Annotated in this window: 27 protein-coding genes; 14 read left to right on the forward strand and 13 right to left on the reverse strand. The window is 67.3% G+C overall.

Going from position 1 to position 24,934, the window contains the following annotated elements:
- Positions 1-13: 13 nt before the first annotated feature.
- The gene (locus tag IB278_RS17295) at positions 14-769 is read left to right on the forward strand and encodes a class I SAM-dependent methyltransferase (RefSeq protein WP_145743884.1); all 756 of its coding nucleotides are present in this window, start codon (positions 14-16) and stop codon (positions 767-769) included.
- A 35-nt stretch (positions 770-804) separates the two neighbouring features.
- Complete coding sequence (gene rnhA, locus IB278_RS17300; protein ID WP_145743600.1) at positions 805-1,254, forward strand: ribonuclease HI; 450 nt, start codon at positions 805-807, stop codon at positions 1,252-1,254.
- Positions 1,255-1,265: 11 nt separating this feature from the next.
- Here rnhA and glp read toward each other — a convergent pair whose 3' ends face one another.
- The 5 genes from glp to IB278_RS17325 all read right to left on the reverse strand — a co-directional run bounded on the left by glp (position 1,266) and on the right by IB278_RS17325 (position 6,486).
- Entirely contained in the window at positions 1,266-2,582 is a 1,317-nt protein-coding gene (gene glp, locus IB278_RS17305) for a gephyrin-like molybdotransferase Glp (RefSeq protein WP_145743602.1), read from the reverse strand.
- Positions 2,579-3,229, reverse strand: a complete 651-nt coding sequence (gene mobA / locus IB278_RS17310) for a molybdenum cofactor guanylyltransferase MobA (RefSeq protein WP_192324492.1) — start codon at positions 3,227-3,229, stop codon at positions 2,579-2,581. The genes glp and mobA overlap by 4 nt, the downstream gene beginning before the upstream one ends.
- A complete protein-coding gene (gene moaA / locus IB278_RS17315; protein WP_192324494.1) occupies positions 3,226-4,377 on the reverse strand; it encodes a GTP 3',8-cyclase MoaA in 1,152 nt (383 codons plus the stop codon). The genes mobA and moaA overlap by 4 nt, the downstream gene beginning before the upstream one ends.
- 100 nt (positions 4,378-4,477) lie before the next feature.
- Positions 4,478-5,911 carry an aldehyde dehydrogenase family protein gene (locus tag IB278_RS17320; protein WP_145743608.1) on the reverse strand — a complete coding sequence of 478 codons (1,434 nt, stop codon included), beginning with the start codon at positions 5,909-5,911 and terminating at the stop codon, positions 4,478-4,480.
- Positions 5,912-5,931: 20 nt separating this feature from the next.
- Positions 5,932-6,486 carry a peroxiredoxin gene (locus IB278_RS17325; RefSeq protein ID WP_192324496.1) on the reverse strand — a complete coding sequence of 185 codons (555 nt, stop codon included), beginning with the start codon at positions 6,484-6,486 and terminating at the stop codon, positions 5,932-5,934.
- Between the two features lie 44 nt (positions 6,487-6,530).
- On the opposite strand from IB278_RS17325, the gene IB278_RS17330 reads away from it, so the two are divergent.
- From IB278_RS17330 to IB278_RS17365, 8 genes are all read left to right on the forward strand, one after another.
- Positions 6,531-8,105 (forward strand): phospholipase D family protein, encoded by a 1,575-nt coding sequence (locus tag IB278_RS17330; protein ID WP_192324498.1) that lies wholly within the window; start codon positions 6,531-6,533, stop codon positions 8,103-8,105.
- Positions 8,106-8,114: 9 nt separating this feature from the next.
- Positions 8,115-8,903 (forward strand): sterol desaturase family protein, encoded by a 789-nt coding sequence (locus IB278_RS17335; RefSeq protein ID WP_192324499.1) that lies wholly within the window; start codon positions 8,115-8,117, stop codon positions 8,901-8,903.
- Positions 8,887-9,843 carry a fatty acid desaturase family protein gene (locus tag IB278_RS17340; RefSeq protein WP_192324501.1) on the forward strand — a complete coding sequence of 319 codons (957 nt, stop codon included), beginning with the start codon at positions 8,887-8,889 and terminating at the stop codon, positions 9,841-9,843. The genes IB278_RS17335 and IB278_RS17340 overlap by 17 nt, the downstream gene beginning before the upstream one ends.
- 3 nt (positions 9,844-9,846) lie before the next feature.
- Entirely contained in the window at positions 9,847-11,790 is a 1,944-nt protein-coding gene (locus IB278_RS17345; protein WP_192324503.1) for a 3-oxoacyl-[acyl-carrier-protein] synthase III C-terminal domain-containing protein, read from the forward strand.
- Entirely contained in the window at positions 11,774-12,673 is a 900-nt protein-coding gene (locus tag IB278_RS17350; protein WP_192324515.1) for a DUF6999 family protein, read from the forward strand. The genes IB278_RS17345 and IB278_RS17350 overlap by 17 nt, the downstream gene beginning before the upstream one ends.
- A gap of 17 nt (positions 12,674-12,690) precedes the next feature.
- The gene (locus IB278_RS17355) at positions 12,691-13,059 is read left to right on the forward strand and encodes a hypothetical protein (protein ID WP_145743620.1); all 369 of its coding nucleotides are present in this window, start codon (positions 12,691-12,693) and stop codon (positions 13,057-13,059) included.
- Positions 13,046-13,276 carry a hypothetical protein gene (locus IB278_RS17360; RefSeq protein WP_012747462.1) on the forward strand — a complete coding sequence of 77 codons (231 nt, stop codon included), beginning with the start codon at positions 13,046-13,048 and terminating at the stop codon, positions 13,274-13,276. Before IB278_RS17355 ends, IB278_RS17360 begins: the two co-directional genes overlap by 14 nt.
- Positions 13,277-13,498: 222 nt before the next feature.
- Positions 13,499-14,080 carry a hypothetical protein gene (locus IB278_RS17365; protein ID WP_145743622.1) on the forward strand — a complete coding sequence of 194 codons (582 nt, stop codon included), beginning with the start codon at positions 13,499-13,501 and terminating at the stop codon, positions 14,078-14,080.
- Here the strand turns inward: IB278_RS17365 and IB278_RS17370 are convergent.
- Positions 14,074-14,910, reverse strand: coding sequence for a metal-dependent hydrolase (locus tag IB278_RS17370; RefSeq protein ID WP_192324517.1), 837 nt, complete (start codon positions 14,908-14,910; stop codon positions 14,074-14,076). The two genes, IB278_RS17365 and IB278_RS17370, sit on opposite strands and share 7 nt — an antisense overlap.
- Before the next feature lie 112 nt (positions 14,911-15,022).
- On the opposite strand from IB278_RS17370, the gene IB278_RS17375 reads away from it, so the two are divergent.
- Complete coding sequence (locus tag IB278_RS17375) at positions 15,023-15,652, forward strand: TetR/AcrR family transcriptional regulator (protein WP_145743626.1); 630 nt, start codon at positions 15,023-15,025, stop codon at positions 15,650-15,652.
- A gap of 8 nt (positions 15,653-15,660) precedes the next feature.
- Here IB278_RS17375 and IB278_RS17380 read toward each other — a convergent pair whose 3' ends face one another.
- Positions 15,661-16,029 carry a nuclear transport factor 2 family protein gene (locus tag IB278_RS17380; RefSeq protein ID WP_145743628.1) on the reverse strand — a complete coding sequence of 123 codons (369 nt, stop codon included), beginning with the start codon at positions 16,027-16,029 and terminating at the stop codon, positions 15,661-15,663.
- The gene (locus IB278_RS17385) at positions 16,029-18,557 is read right to left on the reverse strand and encodes a sodium-translocating pyrophosphatase (RefSeq protein ID WP_192324519.1); all 2,529 of its coding nucleotides are present in this window, start codon (positions 18,555-18,557) and stop codon (positions 16,029-16,031) included. The genes IB278_RS17380 and IB278_RS17385 overlap by 1 nt, the downstream gene beginning before the upstream one ends.
- A gap of 254 nt (positions 18,558-18,811) precedes the next feature.
- Between IB278_RS17385 and ppa the strand changes: the two genes are divergently transcribed.
- Entirely contained in the window at positions 18,812-19,339 is a 528-nt protein-coding gene (ppa, locus tag IB278_RS17390) for an inorganic diphosphatase (RefSeq protein WP_021007095.1), read from the forward strand.
- Between the two features lie 9 nt (positions 19,340-19,348).
- Here ppa and IB278_RS17395 read toward each other — a convergent pair whose 3' ends face one another.
- Positions 19,349-20,101 (reverse strand): hypothetical protein, encoded by a 753-nt coding sequence (locus tag IB278_RS17395; protein ID WP_145743632.1) that lies wholly within the window; start codon positions 20,099-20,101, stop codon positions 19,349-19,351.
- Between the two features lie 78 nt (positions 20,102-20,179).
- Complete coding sequence (locus IB278_RS17400) at positions 20,180-21,361, reverse strand: GNAT family N-acetyltransferase (RefSeq protein ID WP_145743634.1); 1,182 nt, start codon at positions 21,359-21,361, stop codon at positions 20,180-20,182.
- Positions 21,362-21,380: 19 nt separating this feature from the next.
- On the opposite strand from IB278_RS17400, the gene IB278_RS17405 reads away from it, so the two are divergent.
- Positions 21,381-23,075, forward strand: coding sequence for an NAD+ synthase (locus IB278_RS17405; protein ID WP_145743636.1), 1,695 nt, complete (start codon positions 21,381-21,383; stop codon positions 23,073-23,075).
- The gene (locus IB278_RS17410) at positions 23,072-23,410 is read left to right on the forward strand and encodes a P-II family nitrogen regulator (RefSeq protein ID WP_012747471.1); all 339 of its coding nucleotides are present in this window, start codon (positions 23,072-23,074) and stop codon (positions 23,408-23,410) included. Before IB278_RS17405 ends, IB278_RS17410 begins: the two co-directional genes overlap by 4 nt.
- Before the next feature lie 24 nt (positions 23,411-23,434).
- On the opposite strand, the gene IB278_RS17415 is transcribed toward IB278_RS17410, so the two are convergent.
- The 3 genes from IB278_RS17415 to IB278_RS17425 are packed head-to-tail and all read right to left on the reverse strand — an operon-like array spanning position 23,435 to position 24,922.
- On the reverse strand, positions 23,435-24,025 hold the full coding sequence (locus IB278_RS17415) for a TIGR00730 family Rossman fold protein (RefSeq protein WP_145743637.1): 591 nt from the start codon (positions 24,023-24,025) through the stop codon (positions 23,435-23,437).
- Between the two features lie 31 nt (positions 24,026-24,056).
- A complete protein-coding gene (locus IB278_RS17420) occupies positions 24,057-24,464 on the reverse strand; it encodes a diacylglycerol kinase (protein WP_145743639.1) in 408 nt (135 codons plus the stop codon).
- Positions 24,461-24,922: an RDD family protein gene (locus IB278_RS17425; protein ID WP_370878947.1), complete on the reverse strand. Its 462-nt coding sequence runs from the start codon at positions 24,920-24,922 to the stop codon at positions 24,461-24,463. Before IB278_RS17425 ends, IB278_RS17420 begins: the two co-directional genes overlap by 4 nt.
- Positions 24,923-24,934 lie beyond the last annotated feature (12 nt).

The raw sequence follows: 24,934 nt of genomic DNA on the forward strand, positions 1-24,934 counted from the left end.
TCAAATTATAGGTTTGCAGGATTGGTTCGCGACCCCCCCCGGCCGCTACCTGCTCGCGTGGGAGCAGGCCCAGTTCGACGAGGCCGTGGCGGATGTTTTCGGCTACCACGCGCTGCAGCTCGGCGCCGCCGGCGTCGATGGCCTGCGCACCAACCGCATGCCGCATCGCTGGCTGGCCCTGCCCGACCCGATCCAGCCGTCCGGCAGGGCGGCGCTGTTCACCGATTTTGCGGCGCTGCCGTTTGCTGCCAACAGCCTCGACCTGGTGGTGCTGCCGCATGCGCTGGAGCTCAGCGAGGACCCCCACGCGGCCTTGCGCGAAGTGGAGCGGGTGCTGGTACCCGAGGGCCGCGTGGTGATCTGCGGGCTCAATCCGGCCAGCCTCTGGGGCATGCGGCAGCGCCGCGCGCACCTGTACCGTCGGCTCGGCTTCGGTGATCTCTTTTTGCCCGAGGGCGGCGAGTTCATCGGCTATTGGCGCATGCGCGACTGGCTGCGGCTCCTGAGCTTCGAGGTGGAGTCGGGGCGCTTCGGCGTCTACCGGCCCGCGGTGCGCAGCGAGGCGTGGCTCGAGCGCTGCCGCTGGATGGACGCCGCCGGCGAGCGCTGGTGGTCCATCTTCGGCGCGGCGTACTTCCTGGTGGCCGTCAAGCGCGTGCGCGGCATGCGCCTGCTGAGCGCCGACTGGCGCCGCGCAGCGGCGCGCGCCACCGCGCCGGTACCCATTGCAGGCAAGATGCACAAGGCCAAGGCCGACCGCGCCGATTGATATTGAAGTATTGAAAGAAGAAGGAAAAGAGCGTTTTGAACGAAGTCGTGATCTACACCGATGGTGCGTGCAAAGGCAATCCCGGCCCTGGCGGCTGGGGCGCGTGGCTCAAGTCGGGCGCCACCGAAAAGGAACTGTTCGGCGGCGAACTCAACACCACCAACAACCGGATGGAGCTCACCGCCGTGATCGAGGGACTGGCCGCGCTCAAGCGGCCCTGCAAGGTCATCCTCTACCTGGACAGCCAGTACGTGCGCATGGGCATCACCGAATGGATCCGCGGCTGGAAGGCCAAGGGCTGGCGCACCTCGACCAAGCAGCCGGTCAAGAACGTCGAGCTCTGGCAGAAACTCGACAAGCTGGTGGCCGAAGGAGGTCACGTAATCGAATGGCGCTGGGTCAAGGGCCATTCGGGCGACGTCGGCAACGAACGCGCCGACATGCTCGCCAACAAAGGCGTGGACAGGGCACTGGGCCGGATCTGAGCCTTGGCCCTCTAAGCCTCCAGCATCATCACGTCGACCTCGTCGCCCGCGGCCACATTGCCCTGGTCGTGGTGCAGCACCACGAGCCCGTTGGCTTCGACCATCGAACTCAGCACGCCGGAGCCCTGGTTGCCGGCGATGCGGACCTCAGGCAGCGCGCCGGCCACGGCCTGCACGAAGCCGCGCTGGTATTCGGTGCGGCCCGGTTTCTTGCGGATGGCGCTCGCGGCCCGCGCGCGCAGCAGGGGCGGCGGCGCCGCGGCAATCTCGTGGCAGCCCATCATGCGCAGCAAGGCCGGCCGCACGAAGGCGAGAAAGGTGACCATGACCGCCACCGGATTGCCGGGCAGGCCGAAGAGCACGGCCGAGCCTGGCCGCGGGGAGGCCTGCGGGCTGCGGGGAACGAGCCCGACGGCCATCGGCCGGCCGGGGCGCATGGCCACGCGCCAGAATGCCATGTCGCCGAGCTGCTGCATCACGGCCCGGGTATGGTCGGCGGCGCCGACGCTCACGCCGCCGCTGGTGATGATGGCGTCGGCCTGGCCCGCGGCCTGTTGCAGCGCGGCGCCGAGCGTGGCCGGGTCGTCGCGCACCAGGCCCAGGTCGACCACTTCGCAGCCCAGTCGCGTGAGCAGGCCGAACACCGTGTAGCGGTTGCTGTCGTACACCGCGCCTTCGCGTGGCGGCTCGCCGAGGCTCAGGATTTCGTCGCCGGTCGAGAAATAGGCCACGCGCAGCCGGCGCAGCGCCGGCACCGAAGGCAGGCCCAGGCTGGCGACCATGCCCAGCGCGGCGGGCGACAGGCGTTCGCCGCGGCGCAAGGCCGGCTGGCCCTGCATGAGGTCTTCGCCTGCGAAGCGGCGGTTGTCGCCGCGGCGAAGCACCTTGGCGGGAAAGCGCACGCGGTCGCCGTCGACCTTGCAGAATTCCTGCGGAATCACGGTGTCGAGCCCTTCGGGCATGACCGCTCCCGTCATGATGCGAACCGCGTCGCCGGCAGCCAGCGTGCCGCGCCACGCCGCGCCCGCCAAGGCGGTGCCCACCACGCGCAGCTCGATGGAAGCGTCGGTGGGCGAATCGTCTCGCAGGATCGCGCCGTCGAAGGCAAAGCCGTCCATCGCGGAGTTGTCGTGCGGCGGCACGCTGACCGGCGAGATGATGTCTTCGGCCAGCACGCGGCCCAGCGCTTCGCGCAGCGCGACTTCTTCGCGCTCGGCCACCACGGCGGGCGCCACGAGCTGCGCCAGGAAGGCCTGGACGCCCTGGACGCTCAGCGCCTGGGGGTCATAGCCGGCAAGGGCGGCGGCAATGTCGGCGATGCGGCTCATCGGTTTTCCAGCGCGTGCAATTCGGCCAGCGTGTTGGCATTGAAGAAGGCGTCGGGCGCGTCGCCGGGGCGGTCGAAGGGCACGAGCACGGTACGGTGCTGCGCGGTCCAGGCGTCAATCTTGCGGCCGCCGGACTGGGTGAAGTTCACCAGGCTTTCGAGCAGCGTGGTGCGCAGCAGGCAGAACACCGGCTGCGGCCGCAGCACCGGCGCCGCGCCGGGTTCGGCGGCGGCCTCGGGGGCGCTGACCATGGCGATTTCCGCGTCGTTGGCCCTCAGGGCCTCGGCCAGCCGGCTCGCCAGATCGAGCGGAAACAGCGGCGTGTCGCAGGGCACGGTGAGCAGGTAGGGCGTTTCGCAGCGTTCCAGTCCTGTCAGGAAGCCTGCCAGCGGGCCGGCATAGTCGGCCAGGCTGTCGGGCCAGACCGGAACGCCGAAGGATTCGTAGGCCGCCAGGTTGCGGTTGGCATTGATCATGACCTCGCCCACCTGCATGCCCAGGCGCAGCACGGCATGCATGGCGAGCGGCGAGCCATTGAAGTTCTGCAGGCCCTTGTCGATACCGCCCATGCGCGAACCGCGGCCGCCGGCCAGCAGCAGGCCGGTGATCTCGCTGGGGGAAATGGAATCTTGTGTTTTTGGGGTCATCCGCCGATATAGCTCATTTCGACGCGGCGAGGCGCGGGGTCGTTGGCGTCGTGCTCGCCGCTTTCAGGGCCGCGAAGCGCGCGCAGTTCGGAATAGCGGTCGGCGCGGCCCTGCCAGATGTGGCCGATGGCGGAGCCGATGTCCTCATCGGTGGCGGTGCCGCGCAGCAGGGGGCGCAGGTCATGGCCCGCACTTGCGAAGAGGCAGAGGTAGAGCTTGCCCTCGGTGGAGAGGCGGGCGCGGCTGCAGTCGCGGCAGAAGGCCTGGGTGACGCTGCTGATCACGCCGATCTCACCGCCGCCATCGGCGTAGGCCCACCGCTGGGCGGTTTCGCCCGGCGCGCTGGGCTCGAGCGGCACCAGCGGAAACTCGGCACCGATGCGGGCAATGACCTCGGCCGAGGGCAGCACCTCGTCCATGCGCCAGCCGTTGGTGGCGCCCACGTCCATGTATTCGATGAAGCGCAGCACCACCTTGCCGCCGTGGTGGTCGCGGAAGTAGCGCGCCATCGGCAGGATTTCCTGCTCGTTGGTGCCGCGCTTGACCACCATGTTCACCTTCAGCGGGCCCAGGCCCGCGGCCAGCGCCGCCTCGATGCCGGCGAGCACGTCGGCCACCGGAAAATCGACGTCGTTCATGTGGCGGAACACCGCGTCGTCCAGGCTGTCGAGGCTCACGGTCACGCGCTGCAGGCCGGCAGCGGCCAGCGCGGCCGCCTTGCGCTGCAGCAGCGAGCCGTTGGTGGTGAGCGTGAGCGCGAGCGGTTCGCCACCCGGGGTGCGGATTTCAGACAGCTGCGCGACCAGCGCCTCGATGTTCTTTCGCAGCAGCGGCTCGCCGCCGGTCAGGCGGATCTTGCGCACGCCGTGGTCCGCGAACAGGCGCGCGAGCCGGGTCATTTCCTCGAAGCTCAGCAGCGCGCTGTGCGGCAGGTACTGGTAGTCCTTGTCGAACACATCCTTGGGCATGCAGTAGCTGCAGCGGAAGTTGCAGCGGTCGGTCACGCTGATGCGCAGGTCGGTCAGCGGCCGACCCAGGCGGTCGAGCAGCCGCCCGGTGGCGGGCACGGCCACCTCCGGAACCGCCACGGCGGGGCGCGCGCGGCCGATTTCGGAGAGCGGAATGACGGTGGTGCTTTTGCGGTTCATGGACAGCGGCCAATTTACTCCATCGGGCGCGGGCCGATCCCGAAAGGGCTACTCCTCGGCGAGTGCCGCCCGGAACCCGGCCCCGCACGCAGCGCGCGCCTCAGCCGTGCTTGACGGCGACGGTCTTGAGCGTGGTGAAGCCGTAGAGCGCCTCGAAGCCCTTCTCGCGCCCGTAGCCCGACGACTTGACGCCGCCGAACGGCAGTTCCACGCCGCCGCCGGCGCCGTAATTGTTGATGAACACCTGGCCGCTGCGCACCCGCTTGGCCATGCGGAACTGGCGCGCACCGTCGGTCGTCCAGACACCGGCCACGAGGCCGAACTGCGTGGCGTTGGCGAGCGCCACCGCTTCGTCCTCGTCGGTGAACTGCATCGCGGCGAGCACCGGGCCGAACACCTCTTCCTGCGCCAGTCGGTGGTTCACCGGCACGTCGCGCAGCAGGGTGGGGGCCTGGTAGAAGCCGGTTTCGGGCGCCTCGTCGACCACGATGCCGTGGGCCACCATGGGGATTCCCGCCACCTGGGCATCGCTCAGGAAATCCCACACGCGCTGCTGCTGCGTCTGGCGGATCAGCGGGCCGACGTCCAGGTCCATGGCTGCGGGGCCGACGCGCAGGGCCTCGAAGGCACGGCCGAGGCGCTCGAGCAGCGGCTCGTAGATGCCGCGCTGGATCAGCACGCGCGAGCCTGCCGAACAGGTCTGGCCGGCGTTCTGCACGATGGCGTTGATGATCACCGGAATGGCCGCGTCGAGATCGGCGTCGGCAAAGATGATCTGCGGGCTCTTGCCGCCGAGCTCGAGCGTGACCGGGCAATGCCGCTCGGCCGCCACCTGCTGGATCAGCGTGCCGATCTTCGGGCTGCCGGTGAAGCTGATGTGGTCGATGCCTTCGTGCCGCGCAAGCGCGTCACCCACTTCGTGGCCGTAGCCCGTCACGATGTTGAGCGCACCGGCCGGAAAGCCGACCTCGGCCGCGAGCTGCGCCACGCGAATGAGGGAAAGGCAGGCATCTTCCGCCGGCTTCACCACGCACACGTTGCCGGCCGCCAGGGCGCCGCCCACGCTGCGCCCGAAGATCTGCATCGGGTAGTTCCACGGAATGATGTGGCCGGTGACGCCGTGCGGCTCGCGCCAGGTGAAGACGCTGTAGCCGTCCTGGTAGGGAATGGTTTCGCCGTGCAGCTTGTCGCAGGCGCCGGCATAGAACTCGAAATAGCGCACCAGCGCGAGCGCGTCGGCGCGGGCCTGCTTCACCGGCTTGCCGCAATCGCGCTGCTCGATGAGCGCGAGCTCGTCGACGTGCTCGGCGATCTTCTGCGAGAGCCTGTAGAGCAGGCGGCTGCGGTCGGCCGCGCTCACCTTGTGCCAGACGCCCTCGAAGCAGTCGCGCGCCGCGCGCACGGCGGAGTCGATGTCAGCGGCATTGCTGCGCTGGATTTCGTCGAAAGGCTGGCCGTCGGAAGGGTCGAGCACCTGCAGGGTGCGGCCGGAGGATGACGGGACGTCGGCGTTGGCGATGAAGTTGAGTTGCATGGGACGGGATTTTGCACCCGCTACCTGGGTGCGCCCGGCCGGGGCAGCGCCCGGATCGCGTTGAGCATGCGCTCCACGTGCTTGTCCGGATTCAGGTTCTGGTAGTAGTACGCGACGGTGCCGTTCGGCGCGATCACGTAGGACAGGCGATTGGCAAAGTCGGGCCGGGTCTGCATCAGGGCGTCGAAGCCGTTGATCACGGATTTCGATTCGTCCGAGGCCACCGGAAAGCGGCTCTGGCAGGACTTGACCGAGAACTTCGAGAGCGTGTCGATGTCGTCGGCCGACACGCCGATGACGGTGGCGCCGAGCGCGGCGAACTGGTCGATGGCTTCGGCGAAGGCATGCGCTTCGATCGAACAATCGCTGGAGTCGGCCGCCGGAAAGAAGTACACCACCACCGGGCCCTTGGCCAGCGCCTCGGCCAGCGAATAGCGGAAAGTCTTGCCGCCCAGCGCGGCGTTGGCGGTGAACCTGGGCACCGGGTCGCCGATGTCCAGTGCGGCCCCGGCGGGGAATGCCAGCCCGGCTGCGATCGATATCAGGGCGATGCGTGAGAGGATCGGTCTTGCCATGGTGTAACTCCGAGCAGGGGTGAAACGAATTCTAGGATGCCATCATGAACCTCTGGACCCCACTTCTGCGTATCTGTCTTGCCGGCGCCATGGCCGCGGCGCTGGCGGCGTGCGGCTCGCTGCCGCCGGCGCACGAGCGGGCGGCGGTGAATGCCGCAGCGGCCGATCCGTCCACCACGCTGGCACGCATCGCGGCCGCCTCGACGCCGCCCGGCGAGCACTCGGGCTTCCGGCTGATGCCGCTCGGCGTGTATTCGCTCGACGCGCGCGTCCAGCTGGCGCAGCGCGCCCAGCGCTCGCTGGTGGTCCAGTACTACCAGTTCGAGAACGACGCCACCGGCCGCCTCTTGATGCGTGCGCTGCGCGAGGCGGCCGGGCGCGGGGTGCAGGTGCGGCTGCTGGTGGACGATCTCTATACCGTCAAGAGCCAGCAGCCGCTGCTCGCGCTTTCCGCCACGCCCAACATGGAGGTGCGGCTGTTCAATCCGTTCTGCTGCGGACGCAACGGTTTTCTCTCGCGCTTCGTGGCCTCGCCGCACGAGATCGGGCGGCTCAACCACCGCATGCACAACAAGCTGTTCATCGCCGACGGCGTCATGGCGGTGGTGGGGGGGCGCAACATCGCCGACGAGTATTTCGTGCTGAGCGAGGCGCAGAACTTCATCGACATGGACGCGCTCGTCGTGGGCAAGGTGCTGCCGCAGCTCGAATCGATCTTCGATGCCTACTGGAACAGCGAGCAGGTCTGGCCCATTGCCGACATCGTGCGCGGCGAGGGCGGCCGCAAGCCCACGGTCGCCGACTTCGACGCCTGGATCGGCATGGCCGCGCCGCCGCCGAAGATCGTGCTGCCGCCGTCCGACGTGCTGGGCTACGGGCCGATCGCGGAAGAGCTCGACGGCGGGCGCATGGGGCTGTTGTGGGGCGAGGCCCGCGCCATTGCCGATCCGCCCACCAAGCCCACCACGATGACCGAGGACGAAGCCATTGCCACCAGCGTGACGATGAAGGTCTGGACGCTGCTGATGGACGCCAAGTTCGAAGTCGACCTGACCTCCCCCTACCTGGTGCCGGGCGAACGCGGCATGGCGGCTTTCGAGGACCTGGCCAGGCGCAAGGTCAAGCTCACGCTGCTGACCAATTCGCTGGCCGCCAACGACGAACCGCTGGTGCACACCGGCTATGCGCGCTACCGCGAGCGGCTGCTCAGGAGCGGCGCCGACCTGTACGAGCTGAGCCCGCAGCGCACCACCGCGGGCGAGCGCTTCGGCATGTTCGGCAAGTCGCTGGGGCGGCTGCACTCCAAGACCGCCGCCATCGACAAGACGCGCATCTTCATCGGCTCGATGAACCTCGATCCGCGCTCGGCGAGCCAGAACACCGAGATGGGCGTGGTGGTCGACAGCCCGCAGCTGGCGCGCGAGATGCTGCGCGTCATCAACATCAGCAAGCTGCAGAACTCGTACCGGCTGCGCATTGCCAAGGAGACCGGCACGCTGCAGTGGCTCACGACCGATGGCGAAAAGGAAGTCATCCTCACCTCGGAGCCGGAATCGAGCTTCTTCCAGCGGCTTCACAACCTGATCATTGCGCCCCTGGTTCCCGAAATGCTGTTGTAGCCTCGGGGGATGGCGCAAAGCTTCATTTCGTTGTCGGCCCTGCAGGTGATGTTCTGGGGGCTGATTTTTTTCGGCGGCATCTACCTGGGATTCGGCGCCTTCAACTGGCTTCTGACCCGGCGGGTGCTGCCCGCGCTCGGCATCGGGCGCGTGCTCGACCCGCGGCCGCTGCAGCCGGGGCAGTTGCGCCGCGAACTGGCGCAGTCGGGCGTGTCGGTGCTGGTGTTCGGGCTGGGCATGGTGTTTCCGTGGGGCCTGCTCCAGCTGGGCTGGGCGCGGCTCGATGCCGACGCCGGCTGGCGCCAGGTCGCCATCGAAATCCTGGCGCTCGCGATCTGGAACGACGTTCATTTCTGGTTCAACCATCGGCTGCTGCACACGCGCTGGCTGCGGCGCTTTCACGGGCCGCATCACCGCTCGGTCGTGACCACGCCGTGGGCCACCTACAGCTTCCACCCGATCGAGGCGGCCATGCTCGGCAACGTGATCCTGCTGCCGATGCTGCTGCATGACTTCAGCTTCTGGTCGCTCGCGTCGGTGCCGCTGTTCAGCCTGTTCTTCAACAGCATCGGGCACTCGAACTACGACTTCTTTCCCCGGGCGCCGTACAGCCACTGGTTTGCCGCGAGCCGCCGGCACCATTTGCACCACGCCTGCCACAGCGGCAACTACGGCTTCCAGTTCACTTTCATGGACCGGTTGTTCGGCACGCGCATTGCCGCCGATGCGGCCGAGCCGCAGTTCCTGGCCTTCCGCGAGAAGCAGCAACGCCAACGGCAGCATGGCACGCCGGCCTGAGGCGCCGCGCCGGCCGGCGCGCCTTCGCCATGGGCGCGACTGGCAGAGCCTGGCGTACCTGGTGGCGCTCCCGGCGCTGGCGGCCTGGCAGTGGGTGCACGGCTTTGCCGTGCTGCTCTACGCGCCGATGCTGTTCCTGACGCTGGGCGTGGGTGTGATCCACCACAACCATGTGCACCTGCGCATGTGGCGCGGGCGCCGCATGAACCGGATCACCGACTTCTGGATCACGCTGTTGCAGGGTCACCCGACCTTCGTCTTCTGGCCGGCGCACGTGGCCAACCACCATCGCCATCGGCATGGGCCGCAGGACGTCGCGCGCACCTACCGCTTCGGCGGCGACACCAACCATCTGCGGGGCTACCTGCTGCATCCGTTCCAGGCCGTGTGGGTGCTGGTGCCGGTGTTCTTCGGCTGGCTCGGCCGGCTTCGCAGCTACCGGCCGGGACCCTGGCGCTACTGCATGGCGCAGTACGCCCTGTGGCTCGGCAGCTGGGGCGCGCTGTTGCTGCTCGACTGGCGCAAGGCCCTGCTGTTGGTGATCGTGCCCCAGCTCCACGGGCTGCATTGGCTGCTGGCGACCAACTATCTGCAGCATGCGCATGCCGACGGACGCCGGCTCGGGCCGGACGAGGAGGCGCGGCGCGATACCGCGGGTACCCGACTGAACTACGCGCGCAATTTCGAGGGGCTGGTGAACCCCTTGTTGTTCAACATCGGCCTGCACACCGCACATCACGAGAACCCGCATGTCCACTGGTCCGAGCTCGCGCAACTGCACCGCACGCGCTACCGCGCGCAAGTCGACCCTGCGCTCAACGAGCAGGGGCTGGTGCCCTACATGGTTCGCGTGTTCGTGCTCGGAGCGCTGTGGCCGCGTTTTCGCAGCCGCTCGCTGATGCCGTCCGTGCCCGTGCCGCCCGAGTCTTCAACCCACTGAACCATGCCCGTCCCATTCCAACGCGTGTACATCGAGAGCGCCGGCTACTTCATGCCCGGCGAGCCCATTCCCAACGAGCGCATGGACGCCTACATCGCGCCGCTCAACCGGATGTCGGAGCGCATCAAGCGGCGCATCCTGGCCGAGAACGGCATCCTCACGCGGCACTATGCGATCGACGAGGAGGGCGTGACGCGCCACACCAATGCGCAGCTGGCGGCAGGCGCGATCCGCGACTGCCTGCAGCGCGGTGGTGCCGAGCTGTCGCGCGTGTCGCTGCTGGCCAGCGGCTCTTCGGGCGGCGACACGCTGATGCCCGGCTTTGCCAACATGATCCAGGGCGAACTGGCGGCACCGCCCATGGAGACGCTGTCGGTACACGGCATCTGCGCCGCGGGCGTGTCGGCCATCCAGTCGGCCGCGCAGGGCATCGAACTGGGGGCGCACCGCAGCGCGCTGGCGGTGGCCAGCGAAATGCCGTCGCGGCTTTTCAAGCGCTCGCGCTTTGCAGCGCGCGGCTACGAAACCGACTTCGATTCGCACTTCCTGCGCTGGATGCTCTCCGACGGTGCGGGCGCGCTGCTGCTGTCGGGCGGCACGCCCGCGCTGGCCGGCAACCCCGGGCTGCGCCTGCGGCTCAAGTGGGTGCACCAGCGCGCGTTCTCGGGGGACTATCCGGTCTGCATGCAGCTGGGCCTGACCGAGGACCGCGCGCGCGGCCATCTCGACTTCGGCTCGTGGGCCGAAGCGGAGGCGGCGGGTGCCTTGTCGCTGCGGCAGGACATCCGCCTGCTGCCGCACCTGTTCGACATCGGCATTCATGAATACGCAACGCTGGTGCAGGGCGGATGGCTCGATCCGAAGCGGATCGACCATTTCCTGTGCCACTACTCGTCGGAGAAATTCATCCCCGTGGTCGAGGACCTGATGGCCAAGGCCGACCTCGCCATTCCACGCGAGCGCTGGTGGAGCAACCTGGCCTGGCGTGGCAACACGGGGGCCGCGTCGATCCTGATCATGCTGTCGGAGTTCCTGCACACCAAGGCGCTGAAGCCCGGGGAACAGATCTTCTGCTACGTGCCGGAATCGGGGCGTTTCATGGCCGCCTACATGCTGCTGGAGGTCGAGGCTGCCGAGGCGCCCGCCGGGGCGCTGGCCGGGCCGCGCACGACGGCCGGCGCGGCCGCGGACGACGAAGCCGCGATCGCGCCGCCTCACGATCCGGCCGCCGCGCCCGAAGGGCTCGGTGCACTGCTGACCGAACTGGCCGGCATCTGGCACGACTACCGCTCGCGCGCCTGGCGCACGCCGCTGATCCGCCAGATCCGCGAGCGCCGCCTTGCCTTGCCCGACTACCTGAACTGGATGGAACAGTGGGTCCCGCAGGTCCGCGAAGGCAGCCGCTGGATGCGCGAGGGCGCCGCGTCGCTGACCGGCCCGTACCAGGCGCTGGCCGCGCTGATCGACGTGCATGCGGGCGAGGAGCAGGACGACTTCAACATCCTCTTCAGCGACTACCGGAAGGCCGGCGGCACCGTGGCGCGGATCGACGATCTGCGCCGCAACCCCGGCGGGGAGGCGCTCAACGCCTACCTGCACGGCCTGGCCGCCACGCGCAACCCGATCGGCCTGCTGGGCGCGATCTACATCATCGAGGGCACGGGCCAGCGCATCGTTCCCGCGCTGCTGCCGCTGATCAAGGCCGGCCTGAAGTTGCCGCCCGACGCCTTCCGCTTTCTCGAATACCACGGCCACAACGACGAGAACCACCTGAACCGCTGGCTCGCCGCGGTCGAGATGGTGATGGCCGTGGAAGGCGGCGAGGGCGCCGAAGGCCGGGGCCGGGCGGCCCGCCAGATCATCGATACGGCGCGCCACACAGCCGCGCTGTACCTGATGCAGTTTCAGCAGATCACGGAGCGGATGCCACATGAGCCGAACGCCTGATTTTCTTGCCCGGGGGCACGACGAGCGCGATCCCAGTCCCTGGCTCGCCCTCTACCTGGACCAGAGCACGCCGCTGCCCGACGAGGTCAAGGCAGCGTGGCTGGTCGACTCGAGCTCGCGCTCGCGCCAGTACCTGCTGCCGTTCCTGCGCCCGGTCGCGCGGCTCACGATCATCCTGATCCAGGTGGTGAAGGTGTTCGTGCCGCGCAACTGGTCGCATTCGAAGCTGCTGCACCGGCTGCTGGCCTGGGGGCTGAAGCGCTTCGTCTCGCCGGAAGCGAACTGGCTGATCCTGCGGCATTTCCACCTCGGCTCGCAGGTGCTGGGCTTCATCGGCCGCAATTCGCCGGCGCCCGTGGGCACGTCGCCGCTGGAGCCGGCCGACATCGATGCGCTCAAGGACGAGACCTTCCTGAAGCACGACCTGAATCTCTTCAATTTCGTGATCCGGCTGAACCAGGCGCTGCGCGACAAGGGGCTGGTGCTGGGCAAGGCGCCCCAGGTCGATTTTTCGATGATCAAGGATCCGGGCCTGCGGCTTTCGGACATGCCGCGCGGCAGGCTCAATTTCCTCGACCTGCAGAGCGCCATCGAGCTTTTCACGCCGCTGTACCAGCTGATGCTGACCGACAACGATTTCTGGCGCGCCGCCAATTCGCTGCAACTGGATGAAACCATCGGCATCTACGCGGCCACCTTGCTGGGCGCCCCCGAGCACCTCATCCTGGTGAACAACAAGCATCCGCTGGTGCCGCTTTCGACCCTGCGGGCCGGGCACCGGCTGGTCATTCACGGGCTGTCGACGGAGATGCTGCACAGCCTGCTGCGGCGCATGCAGGCTGCGCACGGGGCAACCCCCATGCCAGAGCAGCCACTTGCATAAGCGTATGCTGCCCCCAGATGCAATCCATGAACACGACCCATAATCCGTCTCCCAAGACCGATCTGGCAGTGACCCACGTGCTGGCTCAACTGCTTGAGCGGCTTGAGCACAGTGCCGTCCCCGTAGGCGCCGAGCAATACCGCTCGGTGGTAGAACACTTGGTGCACGAATTCAACGACGTCGAACCGGGCGCCGACCTCGGCCGTCTGCTCGACGCCTATCCTGCTGCCGCCGAGGTCTACGAAAACCTCAATTACCAACATGCCGGCCTCTGCCGCTCGGCGCTCGACACGGCGCTTGCAGCCGAAGTCAGCGCGAGAGAAGCCATTGCACGCGCCATGCGCAACACTGAACCGAAAAAGGACAAAGCCGATGGCCAAAGCTGAGGTCAAGACCGCCGTCGTGGCCGATGGCCTGCGTTACAAATCGAAGGCGCCGGGCTCTCCGTTCCGCGCTTCGGCGTCGTTCAGCGGGGCGACCATGTCCTGCTTCATGTGCGGAAAGCACCGTGTGCGGTCGCAATTGCGCACCCGCCAGGTGCTGGGCAAGTCGCAAACCGTTTGCGCACCCTCGTGCAAGGCGCTCGACGAATCCCTTGAATAAACCGGATTCGCCGGCCTAGCAGGGCCGGGCGACGCCTTGGCGACATGCCCGAGCGCGCGCATTGCAGATTTTCTTTCCAAATCCCCTGCAATCGATATACAGTTGGACACAATTGATGCATTTATTGCATCAGTCAAAAGTTCTAATTTGTAGTCGATGGCAAATGATTTTGTGTATATGCAATAACGCCCGAGGCCGGGCGATTTGCGGAAGGAATCTGCAATGAACAAGTCGCGCCACGTGGTCATGCAGGTGGTCAAGCGTTCCTCCGGCAGTGCGACGCACCATGTGGAATTCCTCATGGACAACATCTTTGCGGAGCGCCTGCGCCAATTGCGCTCGCTGGTTCCACCGCTGGGCAGCCTCAACAAGCAGCGCGACCTGGTGATCGACAAGGTGCGCGCGCGGCTCCCCAATGCCATCTGGCGTACCGGGAGCCACGTCGACGAGGGCGTGGAGGGCTCCTGCATCGTCATTGCGGCAGAAGGCTCGTTCAATTGCGGCGGCAAGGACCGCAATACGCGCGAAAAGCTGGTGACCTACAACTTTTCGATTTCGCGCCTGATCGAATTGCACGCCGAACGCCCCGATGGCGAAACCCTCTACATCCGCGACGGCACCTTTGCCAACGACGAGCCCGCCGAGTCGGCCGCGGGCCTGTGGGTGGCTTCGCTGACCGAACAGGAAACCGTGATGCGCGTTCCGGATGCCCCTTCGGACTTCGACACCCTGCACGACCTGGCCATGCGCCCCGAACAGCGGGCCGCCGCCACTCCTCCCACCCACCGGGCCAGTTTCTACTGAAGAGCCTCGGCCGCCGCGCCCACAGGCGTGTATTGCGCGCGGTTGTTCTCGAGCCAGCGTGCCGACAGGCTGCTGTCCTGCTGCGCCGGGTGGAAATCGGCGCGAAAGTAGCTGCGCCAGGCCCGCCAGTTGCTGCTGAACAGGCCGCCTCTGCCAAGCAGGATGCGCGCGGCGCTCTTCCAGGTCGCCCATGTCCACAGCTGGCCTTCGCGGCGCAGGTTGTCGGCGGTCTGGCGCATCAGGTCGCCCAGGAACATCAGGGTCACGCGCCGGAACCAGCGCTTGCGCCAGGCGTCGGACCCTTGCGCAGCCTTGTAAATATCGAAGGCGACCGCCTTGTGCTCCAGTTCTTCGGCGCTGTGCCAGAGCCACATGGTGCGCAGCCGCGGCTCGGCGCCGTCGAGCACTTGGGGATGGGCGAGCAGCCATTCGGCGAACATGGCAGTGAAGTGTTCGGTGGCCGCGGTGGCCGCCAGCGCATGGCGCGGATCGGCACCCTCCAGCAACTGCATGCGCCCGGCGGCGCGGAGCGTCCAGCCGTCCACCAGGCCCTGATCCTGCAGGTGGGTGTTGAAAAGCGAATGAATGCGCCGGTGCGTGGCCTCCTGGCCGATGAAGCCGCGCACGTCGGCACGAAGCGCTTCCTGCGTTTGCGCCGGCAGCGTGGCCGCCGCGTCGCGCACGGCATCGATGAAGAACTGCTCGCCGAACGGGAAGCTCATCGACAGCGCATTGAAAAAGGCGGTGGAGAATGCGTCGCCGCCGCACCAGTTGCGGTCGAATGGGGTCTGCAGGTCGATCAGAAGGCGGCGCACCACAAGATCGGTCATGGCGGATTTTCCTTGGAAAATGCAATGTGGTACATGTTCGTACCAATTTCCGGCATGGTGCGCCCCACGGCTGGTACCGTCAAGTACCAATGCGGAGGACAATGTCTTTTCCATGAGCATCGCGACCGAAAAACCAGCCCTTGCCGCCCCCTCTGCAGAACCGGCCCCTGAGCACTACGCCCGGTTGCTGGAAGGCATGGCGCGCGCCGTGGCCGCGAAGGGCTACGCGGACACCACCATCGCCGACATCGTGCGCGAGGCCGCTGTTTCGCGCCGCACCTTCTACGAGCACTTCACGACCAAGTCGGAGTGCCTGATTGCGCTGTACGAGGCGGCCAGCAAGCTGGCGCTGCGCGCCGTGAGCGAGGCCTTCGATCCGGCGCAACCCTGGCATGCGCAGGTGGAGCGGACGATCACCGCGTATTTCGACTACCTCGCGCAGGACCCGGCGCTGCTGCGCACGCTGTTCGTCGAGATCCTCGGCCTGGGCATGCCGGGGCTGGCGGCGCGGCGCCGGGTGAACGGCGAAATCGCCGGCTTCATCCAGGCGGCCATCAACGGCGGCGGCGCGAACAGCGGCCCGGTGGGGCACCTGACGAGCGAATTGGCGATGACCGTGGTGGGCGGCATCAACGAACTGGTGCTCCAGGCCATCGAGCAGGACCGGGTCGGTGAACTCGGCCAGTTGGTGGCGCCGGCCACGCGCCTGGTGCGCGCGGTGGCGGCCGAGAGCGCCAGATAGCGAGAGCGTCAGGCGGGCCTGGCCTGCGCCGGGTCGTAGAAGAACTCTTCCTGCGCAATGCGCTCGCCCTCCCAGCGCTGCCAGGCGAGCTCTTCCATGCGCATGGCCTTGCCGTCCTTGAAGCGGAAATCGAAGACCCAGCGGATCACCACGTGTTCGCCGTTCACGAACACCGGCCGTACGCAGGTCGAAACCACCGAGGCGGTGCGGTCCAGCGTCGCCTGCTCGCGCGCAACCAGCGCGCTGCGGCCGCGCCGGGGCTCGGCCTGGTTCTCGCGCATGGTCGCGTCCTCGGTGTAGTAGTTCTCGATGGCTCGGGCGTGCGCGCCGCTTTCCACGGCGGCAATAAAGGCCTCGAGTCTTTCTGCGGAGGGCATCAGGCCTTGACCTTCACTTCGACGCGGCGGGCTTCGCTCGCGGGCCCGTCCGCCTGGGTCTGCTCGGGCTTGGCAAGCTCGATCTTGTCCGCAGGGGCGCCGGCGGCCTTCAGCGCATCGCCCACGGCCATGGCGCGCTGCTTGGCGAGCTCGGCGTTCTTGGCCGGATCGCCACTTGCATCGTGGTAGCCGCTCACAAGCAGGACGCTGCCGCTCTGCACGGCCCTGATGACGTCGGCCAGCGCCTCCTTGGCATTGGGCGCGAGCTCGGCCTTGCCGCTCTCGAAGTAGAACTTCACCACGCCGTTCTCGACCTTCACGGCCGCGGCGTCGGCGGCTGCCACGGCGCCGGAGGCCACCGCTGCCGCCGGCGCTGCGGGCGCAGAGGGCGGGGCAGCGGCGGCCGGCGCAGTCGCTGCCGGCGGCGTCTCGACCTTGTGCGGTACGGCCGCGGCCGCATCGCCGGCATGGAACTTGACCACCAGCGGCACGATCAGCAGCGCCACGATGTTGATGATCTTGATGAGCGGATTCACCGCCGGGCCGGCCGTGTCCTTGTAGGGGTCGCCCACGGTGTCGCCGGTGACGGCGGCCTTGTGCGCCTCGGAGCCCTTGCCGCCGTGGTGGCCGTCCTCGATGTACTTCTTGGCGTTGTCCCACGCGCCGCCGCCCGTGCACATCGAAATGGCGACGAACAGGCCCGTGACGATGGTGCCCATCAGCAGGCCGCCGAGCGCCTTCGGCCCCAGCACCAGCCCCACCAGGATCGGCACCACCACCGGCAGCAGCGAGGGGATCATCATCTCCTTGATGGCCGCGCCGGTCAGCATGCCCACGGCCTTGCCGTATTCGGGCTTGCCGGTGCCTTCCATGATGCCGGGGATCTCGCGGAACTGCCGGCGCACCTCCTCGACCACCGCACCGGCCGCGCGGCCCACGGCCTCCATGGCCATGGCGCCGAACAGGTAGGGAATCAGCCCGCCGATGAACAGGCCGACGATCACCATCGGGTCGCTCAGGTTGAAGCTGATGTTCAGCCCGAAGCTCTCCAGCTTGTGGGTGTAGTCGGCAAAGAGCACCAGCGAGGCGAGGCCGGCCGAGCCGATCGCGTAGCCTTTGGTCACGGCCTTGGTCGTGTTGCCGACCGCGTCGAGCGGGTCGGTCACGGCGCGCACGCTGTCGGGCAGTTCGCTCATCTCGGCGATGCCGCCGGCGTTGTCGGTGATGGGGCCGTAGGCATCGAGCGCCACCACGATGCCCGCCATGCTGAGCATGGCCGTCGCGGCCACCGCAATGCCGAACAGCCCGGCGAGCGCATACGAGGCCATGATGGCCACGCAGACGCAGATCACCGGCCATGCCGTCGAGCGCATCGAGACGCCCAGGCCCGCGATGATGTTGGTGCCGTGGCCCGTGGTCGAGGCCTGCGCGATGTGCTGCACCGGCTTGTACTGCGTGCCGGTGTAGTACTCGGTGATCCATACCAGCGCGGCGGTCAGCGCCAGGCCCACGAAGCAGGCGCCGAACAGCTTGAGCTGGCTGCCGCTCGGGGCAATGGCGTTGTCGGGAATGAGCCAGCTCGTGACGAACCAGAACGCGATCAAAGAGAGGATGCCCGCGACCGCCAGGCCTTTGTAGAGCGCCGGCATCACGTTGGTCATGCCCGGCGATGCCTTGACGAAGAAGCAGCCGATGATCGACGCGATGATCGACACGCCGCCCAGTGCCAGCGGATAGAGCACCGCATTGAGCGGCGCTGCCGTGACCATCAGCGCGCCCAGCACCATGGTGGCGATCAGCGTGACGGCATAGGTTTCGAACAGGTCGGCCGCCATGCCGGCGCAGTCGCCGACGTTGTCGCCCACGTTGTCCGCAATGACGGCCGGGTTGCGCGGGTCGTCTTCCGGAATGCCGGCCTCGACCTTGCCCACCAGGTCGGCGCCCACGTCGGCGCCCTTGGTGAAGATGCCGCCGCCCAGCCGCGCGAAGATCGAGATCAGCGAGGAGCCGAAGGCGAAGCCGATCAGCGGATTGAGGATGGCCGAGAGGCTGCGGTCCTGCGTGAGGTTGCCGTTGCCCGCCAGGAACCAGTAGAAGACCGAGACGCCCAGCAACCCCAGTCCCACCACCAGCATGCCCGTGATGGCGCCGCCGCGGAACGCGACGTCGAGCGCCGGGCCGATGCCTTGCGTGGCCGCCTGCGCGGTGCGCACGTTGGCGCGCACCGACACGTTCATGCCGATGAAGCCGCAGGCGCCCGAAAGCACCGCGCCCACCACGAAGCCGATGGCCGTGGTCGCATCCAGAAAGATGCCGATGAGGATGGCCAGGACCACGCCGACCACCGCGATGGTGGTGTACTGCTTGGCGAGGTAGGCCGACGCGCCGGCCTGGATGGCGGCCGCGATCTCCTGCATCCGCGCGTTGCCGGGATCCTTGGCGAGAATCCAACTTCGGGCCCAGAAACCGTAGCCGACGGCCACGAGGCCGCAGACGATGGCGAGTATCAGGGGGGTGTTGCCGATCATGCTTTGCTTCTCCATTCGTTCGTTGTGACTAGTGGAGACGGACAGCATGGGTCCTGCGCGCAACGCGTACGGGACCCAGGTTTTCCGTCGCGTTGCTTCCTCGAAGCTCGCAGCACCAAGGTGCGGAGCCGATTGGCCAACGGGTGCAATTTACAGGCAAAAACCAAAACGTGTGCGACCGGGCCGCGACACGGAAAGTAAACTCCGGGTTTGTCCCCATCTCCTCCTCATACTTTCAACTACTCGAAAACGTCATGTCCTTCGACAAAGTCTCCCCCGGCAAGAACATCCCCGACGCCTTCAACGTCGTGATCGAAATCCCGATGAACGCCGACCCGATCAAGTACGAAGTCGACAAGGAATCGGGCGCGATCTTCGTGGACCGCTTCATGACGACCGCGATGTACTACCCGGCCAACTACGGCTACGTGCCGCAGACCCTCTCCGGCGATGGCGACCCGGTTGACGTGCTGGTGATCGCGCCGTACCCGCTCTTGCCCGGCGTCGTGGTGCCGTGCCGCCCGCTCGGCATCCTGATGATGGAAGACGAAGCCGGCGTGGACGGCAAGGTGCTGGCCGTGCCCACCGACAAGGTGCTGCCGATCTACAGCCACTGGAAGTCGGTCGACGACGTGAACCCGATGCGCCTGAAGGCCATCAGCCACTTCTTCGAGCACTACAAGGACCTGGAAGCCGGCAAGTGGGTCAAGGTGCTGGGCTGGGAAGGCATCGACGCGGCCAAGAAGGAAGTCGTCGACGGCATCGCTGCCTACAAGAAGTAATCGGCTGCCTCAGCGCTGGGCCGCGTCGCCGGCCAGCCGCATCCACTCGCGATTGACGGAGCGGGCGTGCGAGTTCCAGTGGCGCGCGGCCTGCTGGAGTTCGCTCCATTGGCGCTGTGCGCCGGTGGCGTCGCCTTGTTCGGCCAGCCAGGCAATGTAGCGGGCGCGGGCCTCGACCGTGTTGTACTGGCTCAACGCAGCCTCGAAGGCCTCGCGTGCCTCTGCATGGCGCCCATCGGCAGCGAGCGCGCGGGCGGTGAGCACGGCGACTTCGTCCCGGCGGTAGTCGTCGCGCGAGGCGCGCAGGGCTTGGAGCGCCTGCAGCGCTTCGCGGCCTGAAGCCGCGCCGCCCGCGGCCAGCAGTGCGCTGGACAAGCCAAATTGCAACTCGGGATCGGATGCGAGCGGGCCCTTCAGGGCGTCGCGATAGTGTCCGACCGCATCGCCAGCCTGGCCCCTGCCGAGCGCGGCCTTGGCGAGGCGCAGCTTGTTCTGGGCAGTGGGGGCCAGATCGTAGGCCTCGGTGGCCGCGCGGTACTCGCGCTCGGGGTCGATGAGGCCGATGGCTGCGCTTGCCACCTTGCCGGCGGTACGCTGCATGCGGGAAGCAGGCAGGTACTCGACCACAAAGTACACGATGCTGCCCAGCAGGGGGAAGCTGAAAAGAATGATGAGCCAGTACATCTGCTTGCCATGGCGCATTGCATGCACGGCGAAGAACAGCGCAATGAGGATGTGCAGCCCCAGTCCGACGAACGGCATTGGTTTCTTTCTGTTGTTGTATCGGGGCGCGTTTATAGCAGCCCCCGATTGCAGCGAACGGCCGCAATCCGCAGCGCCTCAGCCGGCCTTGAACGGGCTGCGTTCGCCCAGGTGGTCCATGTAGTTCTCGATGCCTTCGCCCTCGCGCTCGAGAAAGCGCTCGACCGCGTCGGCGAAGCCGGGGTGCGCGAGCCAGTGGGCGCTGGTGGTCTTTACCGGCATCAATGCGCGCGCCATCTTGTGCTCGCCCTGCGCGCCCCCTTCGAAGCGCCTGGCGCCATGCGCAATGCACCAGGCCAGCGGCTGGTAGTAACAGGCCTCGAAATGCAGGCAGTCGACGCGCTCCACGGCGCCCCAGTAGCGGCCGTAGGCCACCAGCGCGTCCTCCCCGTGCGTGGACAGCGCGATCAGGCTCGCGGCAATCGGCTTTCCCTCGCGCTCGGCGACGAACAGCAGCCAGGCTTCGGGCATGGTGTCGGCCATGCGCTGGAAGAAGTCGCGCGAGAGGTAGGGCGGGTTGCCATGCTCGCGATAGGTGCGCGCATAGCAGCGATAGAAGAAGTCCCAGTCCGCGCGGGCGATGTGGGCGCCGCGCGACCAGCGAAAGGTCACGCCGGCTTCGGCCACCTTGCGGCGCTCCTGGCGGATCTTCTTGCGCTTGTCGTGGGACAGGCTGGCGAGAAAGGCCTCGAAGTCCGCGTAGCCGGCTGTTTCGCCCGACTCTCCCGGGGCGGCATTCGTCCAGTGGAACTGCACCGTGTTGCGCAGCATCAGGCCCGCTTCGGTGCAGGCGGCGATGTCCGCCTCCGCGCCGAACAGCAGATGCAGCGACGAGAGTTCTTCCTTCCTGCACCAGGCCACCAGCGCCTGCACCAGCAGCGTGCGGTCTTGCGCATCGCGCGCCAGCAGGCGTGCGCCGGGCACCGGCGTGAAAGGCACGGCCACCACCGCCTTGGGATAGTAGGCAAGCCCGTGCTGCTCGTAGGCATTGGCCCAGGCCCAGTCGAAGACATACTCGCCATAGGAGTGGGTCTTGATGTAGGCCGGGCAGGCCGCCCGCAGTTCGTCGCCGCGCCACAGGGTGATGAACTGCGGCATCCAGCCGCTTTCGGGCGAGGCGCTGCCGCTGTCGTGCAGCGCCGAAAGATATTCATGGCGCATGAAGGGCGAGGGCTGCGCCTCGGCTGAGAGGAGGGCGTTCCATGCTTTCGGGTCCAGGTCCGACACCGACGCCACCACCCGGATGACATAATCGTTCAAGCCTTTTTCTTCCTTCCGTATGACGCTCAAGCTCGCCATCGCGCAACTCAATTTTGTGGTGGGCGACCTCGCCGGCAACGCGAAAAAAATCGTCGATGCCGCGCGCCAGGCCCACGCCCAAGGCGCGCGTCTTCTGCTGACGCCCGAACTCTCGATCGCCGGCTATGCGGCGGAGGACCTTTTCCTGCGTCCCGCCTTCACCGAAGCCTGCGATGATGCCGTGAAAGGCATTGCCGCCGCACTCGCCGATCTCAAAGACATGGTCGTGGTGGTGGGGCATCCGACGGGCGGCAGCCTGCGCAGCCGCTCCGTGGCGGTGCAGATGCGCTACAACGCCGCCAGCGTCATCAAGGAAGGCCGCATCCTCGAGACCTACGCCAAGCGCGAACTGCCGAACTACCAGGTGTTCGACGAGCGCCGCTACTTCACGCCGGGGCAGGGCACCTGCGTGTTCGAGGCCGGCGGCGTCTCGGTGGGCGTGCTGATCTGCGAGGACGCCTGGTTCGACGAGCCGGCCGAACTGGCCCGCGCTGCGGGCGCCGAAGTGCTGGCCGTCATCAACGCTTCGCCGTACCACGTCGGCAAGGAGGGCGAGCGCGTGGCGCGGATGGCCGATCGCGCCCGCGCCGTCGGGCTGCCGCTGGCCTACGCGCATCTGGTGGGTGGGCAGGACGAAGTGGTCTTCGACGGCGCCTCCTTTGCGCTGCAGGCCGACGGCGAGCTGGCCATGCAGGCCGAGAGTTTCAAGGAGAGCCTGGTCTTCATGCAGCTGGAGCGCTCGCCCCAGGGCGTGGGTGTGGTGGCGGCGCCTTCGGCCATCGCTGCGCCGCGCGAAGCGGAAGCCCAGCTGTGGGATGCACTGGTATTGGGCGTGCGCGACTACATCGGCAAGAACGGCTTTCCCGGCGCCATCCTGGGGCTCTCGGGCGGTATCGATTCCGCATTGGTGCTTGCCGTCGCGGTCGATGCGCTCGGCAAGGACAAGGTGCGTGCCGTCATGATGCCTTCGCCCTACACCGCCGACATCAGCTGGATCGACGCGCGCGAGATGGCCACGCGCCTGGGCGTGCGCTACGATGAGATCTCGATCAAGCACACCTTCGAGTCGTTCAAGGGCGCACTCGCTGATGAGTTCAAGGGCCTGCCCGAAGACACGGCCGAGGAGAACCTCCAGGCCCGCATCCGCGGCACGCTTTTGATGGCGCTGTCGAACAAGTTCGGCTCGATCGTTCTCACCACCGGCAACAAGAGCGAGATGGCTACCGGCTACTGCACGCTCTATGGCGACATGGCGGGCGGCTTCGCGGTCATCAAGGACCTGCTGAAGACCACCGTCTTCGCGCTGGCCCGCTGGCGCAATGCCCACGACCCGTACGGCACCGGCGCCTCGCCGATTCCCGACCGCATCATCACGCGGCCCCCGAGCGCCGAGCTGCGGCCCGACCAGACCGACCAGGACAGCCTGCCGCCCTACGACATCCTCGACGGCATCCTGGCACGCTACATGCAGGACGACGAGGGCATCGACGAGATCATCGCCGCCGGCTACGAGCGCGCGGTGGTCGAGCGGGTTGCGCGGCTCATCAAGCTCAACGAATACAAGCGGCGCCAGGCGCCTGTGGGCATTCGGGTGACCCACCGGAGTTTCGGCAAGGATTGGCGTTACCCTATCACCAGCAAGTTCAACGAAACCGCCGGAGCGCAAAAACCATGAAGCAGATCACCGCCATCGTCAAACCCTTCAAGCTCGAGGACGTACGCGAAGCCCTGGCTGAGGTGGGCGTTACCGGGCTCACAGTGACCGAGGTCAAGGGCTTCGGGCGCCAGAAGGGGCACACCGAGCTCTATCGTGGTGCGGAATACGTAGTCGACTTCCTGCCGAAGATGAAGGTGGAAGTGGTCGTCAACGAAGGCGACGTGGAGCGCTGTATCGAAGCCATCGTCAATTCCGCGCGCACCGGCAAGATCGGCGACGGCAAGATCTTCGTCACCGGCGTGGAGCGCATCGTGCGCATCCGCACCGGCGAGGAAAACGAGAACGCCGTCTGAAAACGGCTCGGTCCAGGAGGCGCGCTACAGGTTTTCGGCCAGGCGGTCGTCTCGGGGGTGCAGGGGCACTTCGGCGCGCAGCGAGCTGAGCAGTTCGGTGGGGTTGGTGCCGGTGCGGATCAGTTCCATCTGCCAATCGCCCATGAAGCCCTCGCGCACGCTGTGCGCCAGGAATCCCAGCAAACCGTCGTAGTAGCCCGCGGTATTGAGAATGCCGGTGGGCTTGTCGTGGTAGCCGAGCTGGCGCCAGGTCCAGATCTCGAACAGTTCCTCGAAGGTGCCGATGCCGCCCGGCAGCGCGACGAAGGCATCGGCGCGCTCACCCATCATGGCCTTGCGTTCGTGCATGGTGTCGACCACATGGAGCTCGTCGCACAGGGGGTTGGCCAGCTCCCGGTCGACCAGCGCCTTGGGAATGATGCCGACCACGCGGCCGCCGGCGTTGCGGGTGGCTTCGGCCACCGTGCCCATGAGGCCGGTGCGTCCACCGCCGTAGACCAGCTGGCCGCCGTGCTGGCCGATCCACTGGCCGACCGCTTGCGCGGCCCTGGAAAACTCGACTCGCTCGCCGGGGCGCGAGCCGCAATATACACAGATCGAAAATTCAGGATTCATGCCGCCATCATGCCTCGTGCGGCGGGCGTCTTCATGACGCGAAGCGATGCCACAGCGCCGCCAGCCAGATGCCGCCGCACAGGGTGAGCGACAGCAGCACGGCGGCGCTGCCCATGTCCTTGGCGCGCTTGGAGAGGTCGTGCCATTCGGGCCCGATGCGGTCGATGGCGGCTTCGACCGCGGTATTGAGCAGCTCGACGATCATCACGAGGATGGCACTGCCGGCGAGCAGGGCCACTTCGACCCAGCTGCGGCCGAGCCAGAAGGCCGTCGGGATCATCACGATGGCCATGATGGCTTCCTGGCGGAACGCCGGCTCACTCCAGCCCGCGCGAAGGCCGTGCAGCGAGATCAGGGTGGCATGCCATACGCGCTCCAGGCCCTTGCGGGCCTTTTGCGGGTTCACGGCGGGGTCGGGCAGCTTGGGCAGGGCACTCATCGGCGGCTCATCGGCTTGGAGGTTATGAGCCGCGTACCGGCCCAGGCGTCGTGCCAGAACTGGCGCTCGGGGTGAAAGCGCGCCAGCAATGCCCAGACGGCGACCCATCCGAAGATCAGCACCGTGGATTCTCCCCCCGAAAGCTTGAAAGGCGCGATGGCGGCCAGCGGCGGCAAAAACCAGATCCAGCTGAGCAGGTAGCGCGCGAGCGCCCGGGCCTGGGTGATGGGGCGCCCGTGCACATCGACGATGCGGATGTTCCAGGTCTTCATGGCCAGCGTCTGGCCCCGGGTCCAGAACCAGACGAAATAGACGCCGAACACCACGAACAGGAAGGCCTGGAGCAGGTGCCGGCGGGAATCCATGGCGTCCCGCATCTGGCCGAGCGTGCTGAACAGCCAGCCTGCTACGAACACCACCGCGAACAGCAGCATGCCCTCATAGAGCCAGCAAGCCATGCGCCGCCACAG

Source organism: Variovorax sp. VRV01, assembly GCF_014852545.1.
GTDB lineage: Bacteria > Pseudomonadota > Gammaproteobacteria > Burkholderiales > Burkholderiaceae_C > Variovorax > Variovorax beijingensis_A.